The 15460-nt window shown below is 67.8% G+C and carries 13 protein-coding genes and 1 riboswitch; of the genes, 6 read left to right on the top strand and 7 right to left on the bottom strand.

What is annotated here, in order from left to right; genetic code table 11:
* Window positions 1-161: 161 nt before the first annotated feature.
* On the top strand, window positions 162-905 hold the full coding sequence (locus APT59_RS17540; RefSeq protein WP_059316031.1) for a TIGR00266 family protein: 744 nt from the start codon (window positions 162-164) through the stop codon (window positions 903-905).
* Window positions 906-918: 13 nt separating this feature from the next.
* Here the strand turns inward: APT59_RS17540 and APT59_RS17535 are convergent, their stop codons facing one another.
* From APT59_RS17535 to APT59_RS17520, 4 genes are all read right to left on the bottom strand, one after another.
* The gene (locus APT59_RS17535; RefSeq protein ID WP_059316030.1) at window positions 919-1815 is read right to left on the bottom strand and encodes a hypothetical protein; all 897 of its coding nucleotides are present in this window, start codon (window positions 1813-1815) and stop codon (window positions 919-921) included.
* Between the two features lie 98 nt (window positions 1816-1913).
* A complete protein-coding gene (locus APT59_RS17530; RefSeq protein WP_059316029.1) occupies window positions 1914-2729 on the bottom strand; it encodes an aldo/keto reductase in 816 nt (271 codons plus the stop codon).
* Entirely contained in the window at window positions 2726-3901 is a 1176-nt protein-coding gene (locus APT59_RS17525) for an FAD-dependent oxidoreductase (RefSeq protein WP_059316028.1), read from the bottom strand. The genes APT59_RS17530 and APT59_RS17525 overlap by 4 nt, the downstream gene beginning before the upstream one ends.
* A gap of 95 nt (window positions 3902-3996) precedes the next feature.
* On the bottom strand, window positions 3997-4329 hold the full coding sequence (locus APT59_RS17520; RefSeq protein ID WP_059316027.1) for a DMT family transporter: 333 nt from the start codon (window positions 4327-4329) through the stop codon (window positions 3997-3999).
* Between the two features lie 85 nt (window positions 4330-4414).
* Here APT59_RS17520 and APT59_RS17515 point away from each other — a divergent pair, with 85 nt between their 5' ends.
* Both APT59_RS17515 and APT59_RS17510 read left to right on the top strand, forming a co-directional pair.
* Complete coding sequence (locus tag APT59_RS17515; RefSeq protein WP_059316026.1) at window positions 4415-5299, top strand: LysR family transcriptional regulator; 885 nt, start codon at window positions 4415-4417, stop codon at window positions 5297-5299.
* 225 nt (window positions 5300-5524) lie between these two features.
* Entirely contained in the window at window positions 5525-6811 is a 1287-nt protein-coding gene (locus APT59_RS17510) for an MFS transporter (protein WP_237140537.1), read from the top strand.
* Here APT59_RS17510 and APT59_RS17505 read toward each other — a convergent pair.
* Entirely contained in the window at window positions 6808-8172 is a 1365-nt protein-coding gene (locus APT59_RS17505; protein ID WP_059316025.1) for an MFS transporter, read from the bottom strand. The genes APT59_RS17510 and APT59_RS17505 overlap by 4 nt on opposite strands.
* 166 nt (window positions 8173-8338) lie before the next feature.
* On the bottom strand, window positions 8339-9286 hold the full coding sequence (locus APT59_RS17500) for a LysR family transcriptional regulator (protein WP_059316024.1): 948 nt from the start codon (window positions 9284-9286) through the stop codon (window positions 8339-8341).
* Window positions 9287-9394: 108 nt separating this feature from the next.
* Here APT59_RS17500 and APT59_RS17495 point away from each other — a divergent pair, with 108 nt between their 5' ends.
* From APT59_RS17495 to waaA, 3 genes are read left to right on the top strand one after another with little or no spacing between them, the layout of a single operon-like run.
* The gene (locus APT59_RS17495; protein WP_059316023.1) at window positions 9395-10576 is read left to right on the top strand and encodes a fumarylacetoacetate hydrolase family protein; all 1182 of its coding nucleotides are present in this window, start codon (window positions 9395-9397) and stop codon (window positions 10574-10576) included.
* 32 nt (window positions 10577-10608) lie between these two features.
* Window positions 10609-12393 (top strand): IlvD/Edd family dehydratase, encoded by a 1785-nt coding sequence (locus APT59_RS17490; protein ID WP_059316022.1) that lies wholly within the window; start codon window positions 10609-10611, stop codon window positions 12391-12393.
* Window positions 12394-12438: 45 nt separating this feature from the next.
* Entirely contained in the window at window positions 12439-13704 is a 1266-nt protein-coding gene (waaA, locus tag APT59_RS17485; RefSeq protein ID WP_059316021.1) for a lipid IV(A) 3-deoxy-D-manno-octulosonic acid transferase, read from the top strand.
* Here the strand turns inward: waaA and APT59_RS17480 are convergent.
* Entirely contained in the window at window positions 13650-15146 is a 1497-nt protein-coding gene (locus APT59_RS17480) for a TolC family outer membrane protein (RefSeq protein WP_059316020.1), read from the bottom strand. The genes waaA and APT59_RS17480 overlap by 55 nt on opposite strands.
* A gap of 109 nt (window positions 15147-15255) precedes the next feature.
* Window positions 15256-15382: riboswitch (TPP riboswitch) on the top strand.
* Window positions 15383-15460: the final 78 nt, after the last annotated feature.

Raw genomic sequence — 15460 nt, 5'->3', positions numbered from 1 at the left:
TAGAGGTGAACCCTGGAAGCGGGCTGGCGTTCCACCGTCTGGCTGCCGGGCCGACGAGTGCGAGCCGACAGCGAAGCGCCGTTCAGTGACCTGAAGAGGCGCGCCAAGGCGGCCGGTGACTGCTAGGCTGGACGCTTCCGCAGCTACCGAGAAAGCCCATAATGGCCAGCCATATCCTCGACCATCGCATCCTCGGCGAATCCCTGCAGGCCGTGGAGATCGGTCTCGATCCCGGCGAGACGGTGATCGCCGAGGCCGGTGCCATGACCTACATGGAGGCCGACATCGACTTCACCGCGCGTATGGGCGATGGCTCCGCCGGGCTGCTCGGCAAGCTCTGGGGCGCCGGCAAGCGGATGCTTGGCGGGGAGTCGCTGTTCATGACCCATTTCACCAATGAGGGCCGGGAGAAGCGCCACGTCGCCTTTGCCGCGCCCTATCCGGGCCAGGTGATCCCGCTGGATCTGGCGGCTCTGGGCGGCACCCTGTTCTGCCAGCGCGATTCCTTTCTCTGCGCCGCCAGGGGTACCCGCATCGGCGTGGCCTTCACCCGCCGCCTGGGCGCCGGTTTCTTCGGTGGCGAGGGCTTCATCCTGCAGCGGCTGGAAGGCGATGGCATGGCCTTCGTGCATGCCGGGGGCACGGTGATCCGCAAGGAGCTAAGGGGCGAAACGCTGCGCCTGGATACCGGCTGCCTGGTGGGTTTCACCAGTGGCATCGACTACAACATCAAGCTGGCCGGGGGGCTGCGCAGCATGCTGTTCGGCGGTGAGGGTCTGGTGCTGACGACCCTGAGCGGCCATGGCACCGTGTGGATCCAGACGCTGCCCTTTTCGCGGCTAGCCGGCCGGGTCCAGGCCGCGGCCGGCGGCGTCACCGGTGAACGCCGCGCGGGGGGCGACTGATTCCTCTCGTGTCCTAGGCCCGCTGCAGGGCGCTCTGCGGCGCCATGCGCTCCAACCAGTCGCGCCAGCGCACCCGGCTGTCATGGACCAGCCAGCCGTCCTGGCGGGCGAAGCTTTCCGACAGCCAGAGGCCGCGGGTCGACACGGGCAGGCGCTGGCCGGCGGACAGGGTATAGAGCTCACCGGTGGGCTTGCCGTCGTCCAGGGCGACCAGATAGAGATCCGGGCGCTGGCGGGCGAGACGTGCGAGCAACTGGCCGTTCTCGATCTTCTCGTCGACGTGGAACAGGCTTGGCGCCTTGCACTCCTTGGGCAACTCCAGCAGCAGGTCATAGACCAGCTGGAGCGAGGCGGTGGGGGTGTGCACATAGGCGCGCGGACGCTCCAGTAGCGCCAGGCTGCCGCAGCGCACCGGCCGTGCCGCCCCCGAGCGCGGGGTCAGGCGGAAGGCCACGTCCTCGCGATAGGGCAGGGCGGGGGCATAGGGCGTCGGCAGCCAGGTGTCGGCGAAGCGTCCGGCCAGCCAGCCGCGCGGCGTCTCGATCAGGCATTCCTCGGCCACCTCCTGCACGGCGGTGAGCAGCGGCAGGGCCAGTTCGTGGGTCGGGATATAGCCGGAGATCAGCTTGAGCACCACGTCGCCGCGATCGGGCCGGCGCTGGCGCACCAGCAGCCAGTGATCCTGGCCCTGCCAGTTGAGGGTGAGGCGGACCGAGACGCCCAGATTGGCGAGCTTGGCACTGAACTGCTGGGCGTCGGCGATTTCGATCGGTTGGCGCCGCTCCAGCATCTCGCTGAAATTCAGCGGCTGGCCGAGGGCCTGGTAGCTGAGGCCGTCGTGATTGGCCTCCACCGCGAGCGATAGGGTCTTGAACGCCTTGGGGTTGTGGCGGGCGATGAGCTGGGGCATGGCCGACTCCTGTTGTTGTGTGCCGCGGACGCGCCATCCGGGGCGACCGGATGGCGCGTCCAGCGAACGGAAGCAAGGGTTCAGCGAAAGGCTCTGGATCAGGGCCGAGCGGTGATCACGTCGGCCAGGGTACGGACATTATGTGACAGGTGCAGGGGATCGATAGTGCCGACTATCGCACTGGTCACCCCCGGCTCGCCAAAGACCCGGGCGAAGCTCGCCCGCACCGGATCCTGGCCGGCGCCCAGCACCGCATGGCCGCTGGCCAGGGCCTTCTTGATCAGGATGCCCTTGCCCTGGGCGGCGGCGGCCTGGATCACCGGGATCTCGGCGTCTTCGTTGAGGTTGAAGGTGACCATGGCGCAATCGCCGGTCTCCAACGCCTTGAGGCCGCCGGCGACGGTCTTGCCGGAAAAGCCGAAGGCGCGGATCAGGCCTTTGCGCTTGAGCTCGGCCAGGGTCTCGTAGCAGCCACTGTCTTGGAGAATGCTCAGATCGTTGCCGTCGGAGTGCACCAGTACCAGGTCCAGCCAATCGGTTTCCAGGCGCTTCAGGCTGCGTTCCACCGAACGACGGGTGTGCGCCGGACTGAAGTCGAAGCTGGACAGCCCGCCTTCGAACTCCTCACCCACCTTGCTGGCGATCACCCAGTGCTGGCGCTGGCCGCGCAGCAGCGGGCCCAGGCGTTCTTCGCTGCGACCATAGGCGGGAGCGGTGTCCAGCAGGTTGATGCCCAGCTCGCGGGCCAGGCTCAGCAAGTCGGCGGCGGTGCGGTCGTCGGGGATGGTGAAGCCATTGGGGTACTTCACGCCCTGGTCGCGGCCGAACTTGACCGTACCCAGGCCTAGAGGGGAAATCTGGAGACCGGTGCTACCCAGGGCGCGGTGCAGGCCGTGCAGATCGCGCAGGCTCATGGCAGCAATTCCTCCCAGAAGGGCGCGGCCACTGGTGGCTGCGGGTGGGCGGGCAGGGTGGGATGCTGTCCCGGCCGGATACCGTCACGGTCGAGATGGGCCAGGACCCGGTCGGCCAGGTCCGGCGACAGCGCCAGCTTGGTCGGCCAGCCCACCAGCAGGCGGCCTTCCTCGGCGAGGAAGGCGTTGTCCGGCCGCACCAGCCCGGATTGCGCCGGCTCGGCACGGTCCACCCTGAGGGTCGCCCACTGGGCGCCCGCGAAATCGATCCAGGGCAGCAGGCGCTGCAGTTCTTCCCGCGCCGTGGCGATCTGCGCCGCTGGCTCACGGGCCACGCCCTCGGCCTCGGCCAGGTCGCCGCCCAGGTACCACAGCCATTGGCCGTCGGCGGTGGGGTGGCTGGTGATGGTCAGGCGCGGCTTGGGACCGCCGCCCAGGCAGTGGGCATAGAGGGGTTTGAGCATGGGCCCCTTGACCACCACCATGTGCAGCGGGCGGCGCTGCATGGCCGGCTGTTCGAGGTGGAGCGCCTGGAGCAGGTCGGCCATGCCGGCGCCGGCGGTGAGCACGATACGGCGGGCACGGATGGCCTGGCCGTCCACCACCAGACCGGTCAGTTCGCCCTCTTCGCGCAAGGGCTGGAGGTCATGCCCGGCCAGCAGGCTGTCGCCGGCCAGTTCGGCCAGGCGCGCGACCAGGCTGGGCACATCCAGCACCAGCTCGGCCAGGCGATAGACCTTGCCCTTGAAGGCGCGGTCGCGCAGGGCCGGGGGCAGTTCGTCGCCCTTGACCGCATCCACCCGGCCGCGCACCGCCTTGCTGGCGAAGAAGCTGGTGAGGTTGCCGGCCAGGCTGCCGGGCGACCAGAGGTAATGGGCTTCGGAGAGCAGGCGTACGCCGGAAAGATCCAGCTCGCCGCTGCCGGCCAGGCTCTCGCGCCAGCGCCGCGGCATGTCGGCGATGGCCTCGGAGGCACCGGTGAGCATGCCGGTCAGGGCATATTTGGTGCCGCCGTGGATGATGCCCTGGGACTTGCCGCTCTGGCCGCCGCCCAGGGCGCAGGTCTCCACCAGCACGGTGGCGTAGCCGGCGCGTCTGAGACGGGCGTTGAGCCAGAGGCCGGCGACGCCGCCGCCGACGATGAGGATATCGGTGGACCAGGGTTGGGACATGAACGGCCTACTTATCTTGGGAAACCACGAATCGTGGATTTTATTGAATAAAAACCACGATTCGTGATTTTACACGCTCCGTGACGCCGCTGGTCTCAATGCCCGGTGCTGCCCGAAAACAGCTGGATCACCACCACCCCGGCGACGATCAGCCCCATGCCCAGCATGGCCGGCAGGTCCAGCTTCTGATCGTAGAGCACCGCCGCGGCGATGCTGACCAGCACGATGCCCAGCCCGGCCCAGATGGCGTAGGCGACGCCCACGGGGATGCTGCGCACCACCAGGGTCAGCATCCAGAAGGCCAGGCCGTAGCCAGTGATGACCAGAAACAGTGGCAGTGGCTTGCTGAAGCCACTGATGGCCTTCATGGAGGTGGTGGCGACGACTTCGGCGGCGATGGCGATGGCCAGGTAGATGTATCCGCTCATGATGATTCCTCCTGTCGAATGCGCCCATTCTTCGCTTAATCTGCGATAGGTAAAAGTTGATACCTATCCGTCGAGGAGATGGGTCGTGCAATGGAATCTGGAGCAATTGGAGATATTCGTCGGCGTTGCCGAGGGCGCGAGCTTCTCCGCCATGGCGCGCCGTCTGGGACGGGCGCAGTCGGCGGTGAGCACCGCCATCGCTCTGCTGGAGAGCGATCTGGGCGTCGCGCTGTTCGAGCGCAGCAATGGTCGTACGCCGGTCATCACCGCGGCCGGTCTGGCCTTGCTGGAGGAGGCGAGGGAGGTCCTGCGTCAATGCCAGCGGCTGGACAGCCGTGCCCAGGCCCTCTGCGCCGGTCAGGAGCCATTGTTGCGCCTGGCGCTGGACGAAGCCATGCCCTACCAGCCGGTGCTCGATGCGCTGGACGCCCTGGCCGCGGCCTTCCCGCACCTGGAAGTCCAGCTCACCAGCGGCGCCCAGGGCGATGTGGCGCGCAAGCTGCTGACCGACCAGGCCGACCTCGGCCTGCTGTTTCGCCATGAGCACATGCCCCAGGCCCTGGAGCGCCAGGCCCTGGGTGATGTCGCCCAGGTCACCGCCTGCGGCGCCCAGCATCCCCTGGCCAGCCAGCGCGGGGTAGGGCGGCGCGAACTGGCCCGCCACCGTCAGCTGCTCATCGCGCCGCTGGAGCATCCCTATCCCGGTGGCGAGCAGATCGCGCCCCAGGTCTGGCGCGCCGACAGCTTCTATCTACTCGCCGAATTGCTGATGCGCGGCCTGGGCTGGGGGTGGCTGCCGCGGCACGTGGCGCGCTATCCCTCCTACCAGGGCCTGCTGGCCGAGCTGGATTGCGACTGGGTGCCGCCGGCCTTGGTGGTGGAGCTGGCCTGGCGCCGCAATGCCGCGCCGGGGCCGGCGGCGCGCTGGTTGGCCCAGCGCCTGGCCGAGGAGTTGCGGGCGATCGGTTGAAATCGATGTGTTGGGCTTCGCTTTCGCTCAACCCAACCTACGCGGAGCGCCCGTAGGTTGGCGCTGAGCGAAAGCGAAGCCCAACATGACGGAGCCTCAGCGCTCGCCCACGGCCTCTTCCCATGACAGCCATATTCTGGCCGAATCCGTGGGGCAGCTTGACCAGCGCCAAGGCGCGAGCGCTGCGATACTCGGGTCATTCCTCCTCGATCCGGGATGATCGCCATGACCACAACCCCCGCCCTCGGCCAACGCTACGTCTTCATCGTCCTGGCGCTGATCTTTCTCGCCCTGCTGGTTTCGGCCGGGGTGAGGTCCACGCCTGGCGTACTGCTGCTGCCGTTGCAGGAGACCTTTGGCTGGAGTCGTGAGACGGTCTCGCTTTCCGCCGCCATCGGCATCTTTCTCTATGGCCTGGTCGGGCCCTTCGCCGCCGCCCTGATGCAGACCCTGGGCATCCGTCGCACCCTGCTCGGCGGCCTGACCCTGATCAGCCTGGCTACCGCCCTGAGCACCCTGATGCGCGAGCCCTGGCACCTGGTCGCCACCTGGGGCGTGCTCAGCGGCCTGGGTACCGGTTGCGTGGCCATGGTGCTGGGCGCCGCCATCGTCAATCGCTGGTTCGTCGCCCGCCGGGGCTTGATGATGGGCCTGCTCGCCGCCAGCACCGCCACCGGCAACCTGGTGTTCCTGCCGCTGCTGGCCCATCTCGCCAGTCACGAGGGCTGGCAGACAGTGGTGCTGACCGTGGCCGTGGCCAGCGCGGCGCTGATCCCGCTGGTGGCCTGGCTGCTGCCCGAGCGGCCGGCGGACGTCGGCCTGCGGCCCCATGGTGCCCCGGCGGACTATCAGGCGCCGGCCGCCACCGCACCGGGCAACCTGTTTCGCGTGACCCTCGGCACCCTGGCCATTGCCAGCCGCCGGCGCGATTTCTGGCTGCTGTTCCTGACCTTCTTCGTCTGCGGCTTCACCACCAATGGCCTGATCGGCACCCACTTCATCGCCATGGGCCACGACCACGGCCTGTCCCAGGTGCAGGCCGCCGGGATCCTCGCGCTGATGGGCATCTTCGATCTGGTGGGCACCACCGCCTCCGGCTGGCTGACCGACAGATACGATCCGCGTCGCCTGCTGTTCGTCTACTACAGCCTGCGCGGGCTCTCGCTCATCTACCTGCCGTTCTCCGGCTTCGCTCCCGAACAACTGCTGCTGTTCGGCATCTTCTACGGCCTGGACTGGATCGCCACCGTGCCGCCCACGGTCAAGCTGACCAACCAGAGCTTTGGCGAAAAGAGCGCGCCGGTGGTGTTCGGCTGGGTGTTCTGCGGCCACATGCTCGGCGCCGCCTGCGCGGCCTTCCTCGCCGGCGCCCTGCGCGAGCACTTCGGTTCCTACCAGGAGGCCCTGGTATTGGCTGGGCTAACCGGCATCGTCGCGGCGGTGATGGCGCTGGGGATAGGACGGCCAAGCGCCGCGGGAGCCGGGCGCTCGGCCGTGCCCGAGGCCGGCTAGGCGGTCTTGAGGTCGAGCGGCACGGCGGTCGGCGCCCGGTGTAGCATCGACGCCGGGATCGCCAGGATCAGCAGGCCGCTGACGAACAGGCAGGCGCCGAGCACATAGGTGCCGTTGTTGATGTCGCCGGTGAGGGTTTCCATGGTCGCGGTGATCATGGACCCGGTGAAGCCGGAGAGGTTGCCGATGGCGTTGATCATACCGATGCCCGCCGCCGCGGCGACGCCGGAGAGCAGGGTGCCGGGCAGCGACCAGAAGATCGGCATCAGCGCCAGCAGCCCCGAGGCGGCCACGGTGAGGAAGAAGATCGACAGCACGATGTTGTGGATGAACCAGGCGCTCAGCACCAGCCCCAGGGCGCCGACGAAGGCCGGTACCGCCGCATGCATGCGCTGCTCACCAGTGCGCGCCGAATGACGGGCGTTGAGCAGCATGACCACCAGGGCGACGCTGTAGGGGATGGCGGTGAGCAGGCCGATCTGCAGGCTGCCGCTGACCCCGGCGTTCTTGATGATCGAGGGCATCCAGAAGGCGAGGCCATAGAAGCCGGTGTTGAAGGTCAGCAGGATGAACACCAGCAGCCAGACCCGCGGGTTGAAGAACACCTCGCTCAGCCGCGACGCCTTGCCGGCGTTGTGCTGGTCCAGGTTGCGCTTGAGCAGGGCCTTTTCCCGGGCGTCCAGCCAGGGCGCCTTGTCGATGTTGTCGCTCAGGCAGCAGAACACCACCACCGCCATGATGATCGAGGGCACCCCTTCCACCAGCAGCATCCACTGCCAGCCGGCCAGACCGTGCCAGTCGTGCAAGCTGCTCATCAGCCAGCCGGAAAGCACGCCGCCAAAGCTCAGGCTGAAGGGCAGGGCAACCAGGAAACCGGACATCACCCGACTCTGGCGCTGGGTCGGGAACCAGTAGTTGAGATAGAGCACCACGCCGGGAAAGAAGCCTGCCTCGCAGATGCCGAGCAGGAAGCGCAGGGTATAGAACAGCGTGCTCGACTGCATGCCCAGCGCGTGCGCCAGCGGCTGGGTGAAGGCCACCGCCATGGACACGATGGCCCAGGTCAGCATGATGCGGGCGATCCAGAAGCGCGCGCCGTAGCGGTGCAGCAGCAGGTTGCTGGGGACCTCGAAGAGGAAATAGCCCCAGAAGAACATGCTGGCGCCGAGCGCGTAGACGGTGTTGCTGAAGCCCAGGTCGTCGAGCATGTCCAGCTTGGCGAAGCCGACGTTGACCCGGTCCAGGTAGGCGGCGATGTAGCACAGCAGCAGGATCGGCAGGATACGCAGCACCACCTTGCGGTAGGTGCGTTCTTCGAAGGCGTCGCCAGCGGCGCCCTGGGGAGCGGTGGTTTCGAACATGGGAATGACCTTCGGGGCCTTGGGGCCCGTTGTTGTTATGAAGAGGTCGAAGGCGGCCGGTGAAGTGGAACTGGCCGTCTGAAACGCCAGGCCACTCTAGGAGCGCAAGCGATTCTTTCCCAATGGCATTTGCGGATCATTCGATAACGGCGCGTTATCGAGCTGTCTAGGCTGCGGACTCCTCGCGACCGGCGTGGCTCAGCAGGATGGCGGCGAATTCCCGGGCCGCCTCGCCGAGGGGTTCGCCCTTGCGGGTAAGGATGCCGTAGTCCTGCGCCGGCAGGTGCAGGGGCAGCTCCAGGGCACTGAGCGCGCCGCTGGCGAGATAGGGCTCGACCATGGCCTCGGGCAGCATGCCGATCATGGGGCCGGCGCGCAGCACCTGGAGAAAGGTCTGCATGGAGATGGTATCGATGGTGTTGCTCGGCACCGGCAGGCCGGCGGCGGCGAAGGCCCGCTCCATGCGCCCGCGAATCGGCGTGCCCTTGGGATAGAGGATCCAGGGCCAGGCCAGCACCTGGTCGAGGCCCACGGGGCCGCTGCCCACCAGCGGATGATCGGCGTTGACCACGAAACGGAAGGGCTCCGGCGCCAGGGGCTGGAAGTCGAAACGCTGGGCCTGGGCTTCGTCGGTGAAGCGTGCCACCGCCAGGTGCAGCAGTTTGTCGTCGAGCATCTCCATCAGGTGATCGCTGGTCTGCTCCACCACCTCGATGGCCAGCAGCGGCCAGCGCTGCTTGATCGCGACGATGGCCTGCGGCAGGGCCACCGCCGTGGCAGCGAAGATGCCACCGACCTTGAGCTGGCCGTGACCGCCGCGTCTCAGGCTGTCGATCTGCTCGGCGAAGTCGCGGGCATCGTTGAGTGCCACCCGGGCGTAACGCAGCACGTGTTCGCCCAGGGCGGTGGGCGGCATGCTGCGCGGTTGGCGCTCGAACAGGGCGAAGCCGAGCAGGTGCTCGATCTCCTTGAGCATCTTGCTGATGGCCGGCTGGCTGAGGTTCATCTGCTGCGCGGCCAGGTGCATGTTGCGGGTGCGGCCCAGGGTGTCGATCAGCAGCAGGTGGCGAAACTTGAGCCAGTGGCAGATCTGGCTGAACGACGGCTCGGACAAGGACGCCTCCTGGACGATAAGCATTGGTTATCGAATGATGAGATAAGCCCATTTGAGTTTATCAGTCTGGCTGCCTAGCGTGGACCCATCAACCCTGGAGTCCTGCCCATGCCCCTTCGTCTTTCGCCTGCCAATACCCTTCCCGCCGATGGCCTGGCCGGCACCCTGGTGGGCCGTGCCTGGGTGCCCGGTCCGCTGGCCGGTCCCTCGCCCGTGGTGCTGCGCGAAGACGGCGTCTTCGATATCTCGGCACGCTTCGCTACGCTGAGCGCCCTGTTCGAGGAAGAGGCGCCGCTGCAGGCCCTGCGCGATACCCCCGGGCGCTACCTCGGCAGCCTTGATGACCTGCTGGCCAACAGTGGCGAGCAGGCCGACCCCGCACGTCTGCACCTGCTGCCGCCGGCCGACCTGCAGGTGATCAAGGCCGCCGGAGTGACCTTTGCCGCCAGCATGCTGGAACGGGTGATCGAGGAGCAGGCCGGCGGCGATGCCGGGCGCGCCGTGGCCATCCGCGAGCAGGTGCAGGCGGTGATCGGCGCGGATCTGCAGGGCCTGGAGCCAGGCAGTCCACGCGCCCAGGCGCTCAAGGCCCTGCTGATCGAGAAGGGCATGTGGTCGCAGTACCTGGAGGTGGGCATCGGGCCGGATGCCGAGATCTTCACCAAGGCGCCAGTGCTGGCCGCGGTCGGCAGCGGCAGCCTCATCGGCATTCACCCCGTGTCCCAGTGGAACAATCCCGAGCCCGAGGTGGTGCTGGTGGCGGACAGCCGCGGCCGCCTGCATGGCGCCACCCTGGGCAATGACGTCAACCTGCGCGACATCGAGGGCCGCAGCGCCCTGCTGCTGAGCAAGGCCAAGGACAACAACGCCTCCTGCGCCCTGGGGCCCTTCATCCGCCTGTTCGACGAGACCTTCGATCTCGACCAGGTCCGCCAGTGCGTGGTGACCCTGGAAGTCCAGGGCGAAGACGGCTTTCACCTCAATGGCAGCAGCTCCATGGCGCAGATCAGTCGTGATCCCACCGATCTCGCCGCCCAGACCCTCAATGCCAACCACCAGTATCCCGACGGTTTCGTGCTGTTTCTCGGCACCCTGTTCGCCCCGACCCAGGACCGTGACGCCCCGGGCGGCGGCTTCACCCACAAGGTGGGTGACGTGGTGAGCATCGCCAGCCCGCTGCTGGGAACCCTGCACAATAGGGTGACCACCAGCGACCAGGCCCCGGCCTGGCGCTTCGGCCTCGGTGCCCTGATGCACAACCTGGCCGCCCGCGGCCTGCTGGGCCGCTAACCGCTCTTTCCTAATAACAACTAGAGACCATCATGACTTCCGCCAAACGCCCGCTGCGCAGCCAGCAATGGTTCGATGACCCTGCCCACGCCGACATGACCGCGCTCTATGTCGAGCGCTACATGAACTACGGCCTGACCCGTGACGAACTCCAGTCCGGCCGCCCCATCATCGGCATCGCCCAGACCGGCAGCGACCTCACGCCCTGCAATCGTCATCACCTGGAACTGGCCCAGCGGGTCAAGGCCGGTATCCGCGACGCGGGCGGCATCCCCATGGAGTTCCCGGTGCACCCCATCGCCGAACAGAGTCGGCGCCCCACCGCGGCCCTGGATCGCAACCTGGCCTACCTCGGCCTGGTGGAGATCCTGCACGGCTTTCCCCTGGATGGCGTGGTGCTCACCACCGGTTGCGACAAGACCACCCCGGCCTGCCTGATGGCTGCGGCCACCACCGACCTGCCGGCCATCGTGCTGTCCGGCGGCCCCATGCTGGACGGCCATTTCAAAGGCGAGCTGATCGGTTCGGGTACCGTGCTCTGGCACGCGCGCAACCTGCTGGCAACCGGCGAGATCGACTACGAGGGCTTCATGGCCCTGACCACCGCCGCCTCACCCTCGGTGGGTCACTGCAACACCATGGGCACGGCCCTGTCGATGAATGCCCTGGCCGAGACCCTGGGCATGTCGCTGCCGGGTTGCGCCAGCATCCCCGCGCCTTATCGCGAACGCGGCCAGATGGCCTATGCCACCGGCAAGCGCATCTGCCAGCTGGTGCTGGACGACGTCCGCCCCTCGCAGATCATGACCCGCGAGGCCTTCGACAACGCCATCGTGGTGGCTTCGGCCCTGGGTGCTTCCAGCAACTGCCCGCCGCACCTGATCGCCATCGCCCGCCACATGGGCGTGGAACTGTCGCTGGACGACTGGCAGCGCCTGGGCGAGGACATCCCGCTGCTGGCCAACTGCATGCCGGCCGGCAAGTACCTGGGTGAGGGCTTCCACCGCGCCGGCGGCGTGCCGGCGGTGCTCCATGAACTGCTCAAGGCCGGTCGCCTGCACGGCGACTGCCTGACCGTTTCCGGCAAGACCATCGGTGCCATCGCCGAGGGGGCCGCCAGTTCGGATCCGGCCGTGATCCAGCCTTATGAGGCGCCGCTCAAGCACCGCGCCGGCTTCATCGTGCTCAGCGGCAACTTCTTCGATAGCGCCATCATGAAGATGTCGGTGGTGGGCGAGGCCTTTCGCCAGACCTACCTGGCTGAACCGGGCAAGGAAAACAGCTTCGAAGCGCGGGCCATCGTCTTCGAAGGCCCCGAGGACTATCACGCGCGCATCGACGACCCGGCCCTGGACATCGACGAGCGCTGTATCCTGGTGATCCGCGGCGCCGGTCCGGTGGGCTATCCGGGCAGCGCCGAGGTGGTCAACATGGCGCCCCCGGCGGCGCTGATCAAGAAGGGCATCGACTCCCTGCCGTGCCTGGGCGACGGTCGTCAGAGCGGTACCTCGGCCAGTCCCTCGATCCTCAACATGTCGCCGGAGGCGGCGGTGGGTGGTGGCCTGGCCCTGCTCAAGACCAACGACCGGCTGCGTGTGGACCTCAACGCCCGCAGCGTCGATGTGCTGCTCGACGATGCCGAGCTGGAGCGCCGCCGCGCCGAATGGACGCCCAACCTGCCGCCGGCTCAAACCCCCTGGCAGGAGCTCTATCGGCAACTGGTGGGCCAGCTCTCCACCGGCGGCTGCCTGGAACCGGCCACCCTGCACCTCAAGGTGATCGCCCGCGAAGGCGGGACGCCACGGCATTCGCATTAGGATCGGGCTCGCACTGGCGGCCTTGCTTCATTAAGCTCTGCCGCCATGAACCGTACCCTCTATAGCCTGATCTTTACCCTGGCCTTGCCCTTCATCCTGCTGCGCCTGCTCTGGCGCGGACGCAGGGCTCCCGCCTATCGGCAACGTATCGGCGAGCGCCTGGCACTGGGACTACCGGCGGTACCTCCCGGCGGCATCTGGGTGCATGCGGTGTCGGTGGGGGAGAGCATCGCCGCCGCGCCGGTGATCCGCGCCCTGCGCCAACGCCATCCCGAACTGCCGATCACCGTGACCTGCATGACGCCCACCGGCTCGGAGCGCATTCGCGCCCTGTTCGGTGACGAGGTCTATCACTGCTATCTGTCCTACGACCTGCCCTGCCTGGCCGGGCGTTTCCTCGACCGGCTGCGACCGAGTCTGGGGGTGGTGATGGAAACCGAGCTCTGGCCCAACCTCATCCACCAGGCGGCGCGCCGCGACGTTCCCATCGCCCTGGCCAATGGCCGGCTGTCCGAGCGTTCCGCCCGTGGCTACGGAAAACTGGGCGGGGTGACCGCGCCGATGCTGGCGGAACTGGCCTGGCTCGCGGTGCAGACGCCGGTGGAAGCCGAGCGCTTCCGGGCCCTCGGTGCCCGTGCCGAGCGGGTCGCGGTGACCGGTTCCATCAAGTTCGACCTGCGCATCGATCCCGAGCTGCCGGCCCGCGCGGCTGACCTGCGCCAGGATTGGGGCCATCGCCCGGTGTGGATCGCCGCCAGCACCCATGCCGGTGAAGACGAGATCCTGCTCCAGGCCCATCACCAACTGCTGGCCGCATGCCCCGATGCCCTGCTGATCCTGGTGCCGCGTCATCCCGAGCGCTTTCCCGAGGTACTGGCCGAGGTGCGCCGCGAAGATTTCAGCGTGATCCAGCGCTCGACGGGGGAGGCGGTGCAACCGCAGACCCAGGTCCTGCTGGGCGACACCATGGGCGAGTTGCTGTTTCTCTACGCCCTGGCCGACGTCGCCTTCGTCGGTGGCAGCCTGATCGAGCGCGGCGGGCACAACCCGCTCGAGCCGGCCGCTCTCGGCGTGCCGGTGCTCAGCGGTCCGCACGTATTCAACTTCCTCGACATCGTCGCCCAGTTGCGCGACGCCGGCGCCCTGGAAACAGTAGCGGAAGCCTCGGCCATCGCCGCCGCCGTGGCCCGACTGTGGGCCGAACCGGCGGAAGCCGAGCGGCGCCGGCAGGCGGGTCTGGCGGTGTTGGCCGCCAATCAGGGTGCGCTGGAGCGCCTGCTCTCCGGACTGGATAAATTGCTCACGCCCTGAGCCGAGCGCGCCGGCAGGACGTCGGCGCGGGTCTTGGCCAGGTCCGGCGGCAGGAAGTCGCGGTCCGGGTCGTAGTGGGGGTCGAGATAGCCCGACAGCGCCAGCAGGTCGTTGGGCGCCAGGGTGCCGGCCGCCTGCTTGAGTCTCAGGGTATCCAGGATGTAGTTGTAGCGGGCATCGTTGTACTGGCGCACGGCGTTGTACAGCAGCCGCTGGGCGTCGAGCACGTCGACGATGGTGCGGCTGCCCACCTGGTAGGCGATCTCGGTGGCTCTCAGGGCGCGCTGGCTGGAGGCGATGGACAGCCGTCGAGCCCGCACCTGCTCGATGTCGGTGTTGATCGCCCGATGGGCATTGCGGGTGTTCTGCACCACCTGGCGGCGCAGGCTTTCCTGCTGCTGTTCGCTCCGGTCCAGCTGCTGGTAGGCCTGACGCGCCTGGGAGCTGGTGGCGCCGCCGCTGTACAGCGGTAGCTCCACCTGGATACCGATGCTGCGGCTGTTGACCGGGCTGCCGAACAGCGCCAGCTGCTCGGCGTTGGGCAGATTCACCGCATCGTTGTCGCTGTGGCTGTAGCGCGCCACCGCATCCACCGTCGGCAGGTGCCCGGCGCGACGCTGGCGCAGGGTTTCCTGCGCCGCGTTCACGCCCTGGCCGGCGGCCAGCAGCTGCAGATTCTGGCGCATGGCGGTGTCCACCCACTGGCGAGCATCGTTGGGCTGCGGCGGCAGGATCGGCAGGTCGTGGCGAATGCCGGCGATGCTGCCGTAGTCACGATCGGTCAGACGGGTCAGGGCCTGGAAGGCGTCCGCCACCTGCTGCTCGCTCTGCGAGCGGTTGGCCTGGGCATTGTCGAAGCTGGCCTGGGCCTGGAGCACGTCGGTGTCGTCGGTCAGGCCGACCTTGTAGCGCTCGCGGGACTGGTCCAGCTGGCGGTACAAGGCCTTTTCCTCGGCACGGGCGGTGGCCAGGGCGTCCTGGGCGCGCAGGGCGCTGAAATAGCCCTCGGCGGTCTGCAGGATGAGTTGCTGCTGGGCGGCGGAAAACTGCAGCTCGGCCTGCTCGGTGGCGGCCTGGGCGGCCTTGAGCTGGAACCAGCGGTCGGCACGGAACAGGGGCTGGCTGAGGGTAGCCTGGATCAGCTGGCTGCTGCGATCGCTGCTGTAGCGGCCACCCTGGACGCCCAACGCGGGATTGTCCTTCAGCTCCAGGCTGGTGTGGGTGTCGTTGAACTGGGCGCCAAGGCCGAGTTGCGGCAGCAAGCCGGCCCGTGCCTGGGGCACCGCTTCGCGCTGGGCGCCGAGACCGGCGCGTTCGGCGGCGAGGTCGGCGTTGTTGTCCAGCGCCTCACGGTAGACGTCGAGCAGGCCATTGCCGGCCACCTGGGCGTGGGCCAGACCGGCCGTGGTGCAGAGCGCCGCGAGCAGCAGGAATCTTCGCATTCTTGGAGCCTTCCTTGAGGGACCGGGCCAGTGTAGTGACTTCGTCCGAATCCGCCATAGGAGAGGAAATAGCGGTCGAAGTTTCTGCCAGTCTGGGTTTACACTGGCCGCGTTCTTGTCGGGGTGCGCTACGAGGCGCTGAGATCGGGTAGTCCCGGATCCCGTTGAACCTGATCAGGCTAGGCGCGCCGCATGGCGGTGCGTCAACCTGCGTAGGGAACAAGAGGGCGTCCGCATTCGTCTCCGTGGTCGCCATCCGTCCGGGCTTGCGTCTTCCTGCGTGCCCACCCCTTCGTCCAGGTTCTTCCCTCGGC

The sequence above is a fragment of the Pseudomonas oryzihabitans genome (genome assembly GCF_001518815.1).
GTDB lineage: Bacteria > Pseudomonadota > Gammaproteobacteria > Pseudomonadales > Pseudomonadaceae > Chryseomonas > Chryseomonas oryzihabitans_E.
The sequence above is the reverse complement of the archived record's forward strand: the minus strand, read 5'-3'. Positions and strand labels throughout refer to the sequence as shown.

What these genes read in the sequence shown, in the direction of transcription:
- APT59_RS17540 (WP_059316031.1), top strand. Translation starts at nt 162, where the DNA reads ATGGCCAGCCATATCCTCGACCATCGCATCCTCGGCGAATCCCTGCAG.
- APT59_RS17535 (WP_059316030.1), bottom strand. Translation starts at nt 1,815, where the DNA reads ATGCCCCAGCTCATCGCCCGCCACAACCCCAAGGCGTTCAAGACCCTA.
- APT59_RS17530 (WP_059316029.1), bottom strand. Translation starts at nt 2,729, where the DNA reads ATGAGCCTGCGCGATCTGCACGGCCTGCACCGCGCCCTGGGTAGCACC.
- APT59_RS17525 (WP_059316028.1), bottom strand. Translation starts at nt 3,901, where the DNA reads ATGTCCCAACCCTGGTCCACCGATATCCTCATCGTCGGCGGCGGCGTC.
- APT59_RS17520 (WP_059316027.1), bottom strand. Translation starts at nt 4,329, where the DNA reads ATGAGCGGATACATCTACCTGGCCATCGCCATCGCCGCCGAAGTCGTC.
- APT59_RS17510 (WP_237140537.1), top strand. Translation starts at nt 5,525, where the DNA reads ATGACCACAACCCCCGCCCTCGGCCAACGCTACGTCTTCATCGTCCTG.
- APT59_RS17505 (WP_059316025.1), bottom strand. Translation starts at nt 8,172, where the DNA reads ATGTTCGAAACCACCGCTCCCCAGGGCGCCGCTGGCGACGCCTTCGAA.
- APT59_RS17495 (WP_059316023.1), top strand. Translation starts at nt 9,395, where the DNA reads ATGCCCCTTCGTCTTTCGCCTGCCAATACCCTTCCCGCCGATGGCCTG.
- APT59_RS17490 (WP_059316022.1), top strand. Translation starts at nt 10,609, where the DNA reads ATGACTTCCGCCAAACGCCCGCTGCGCAGCCAGCAATGGTTCGATGAC.
- waaA (WP_059316021.1), top strand. Translation starts at nt 12,439, where the DNA reads ATGAACCGTACCCTCTATAGCCTGATCTTTACCCTGGCCTTGCCCTTC.
- APT59_RS17480 (WP_059316020.1), bottom strand. Translation starts at nt 15,146, where the DNA reads ATGCGAAGATTCCTGCTGCTCGCGGCGCTCTGCACCACGGCCGGTCTG.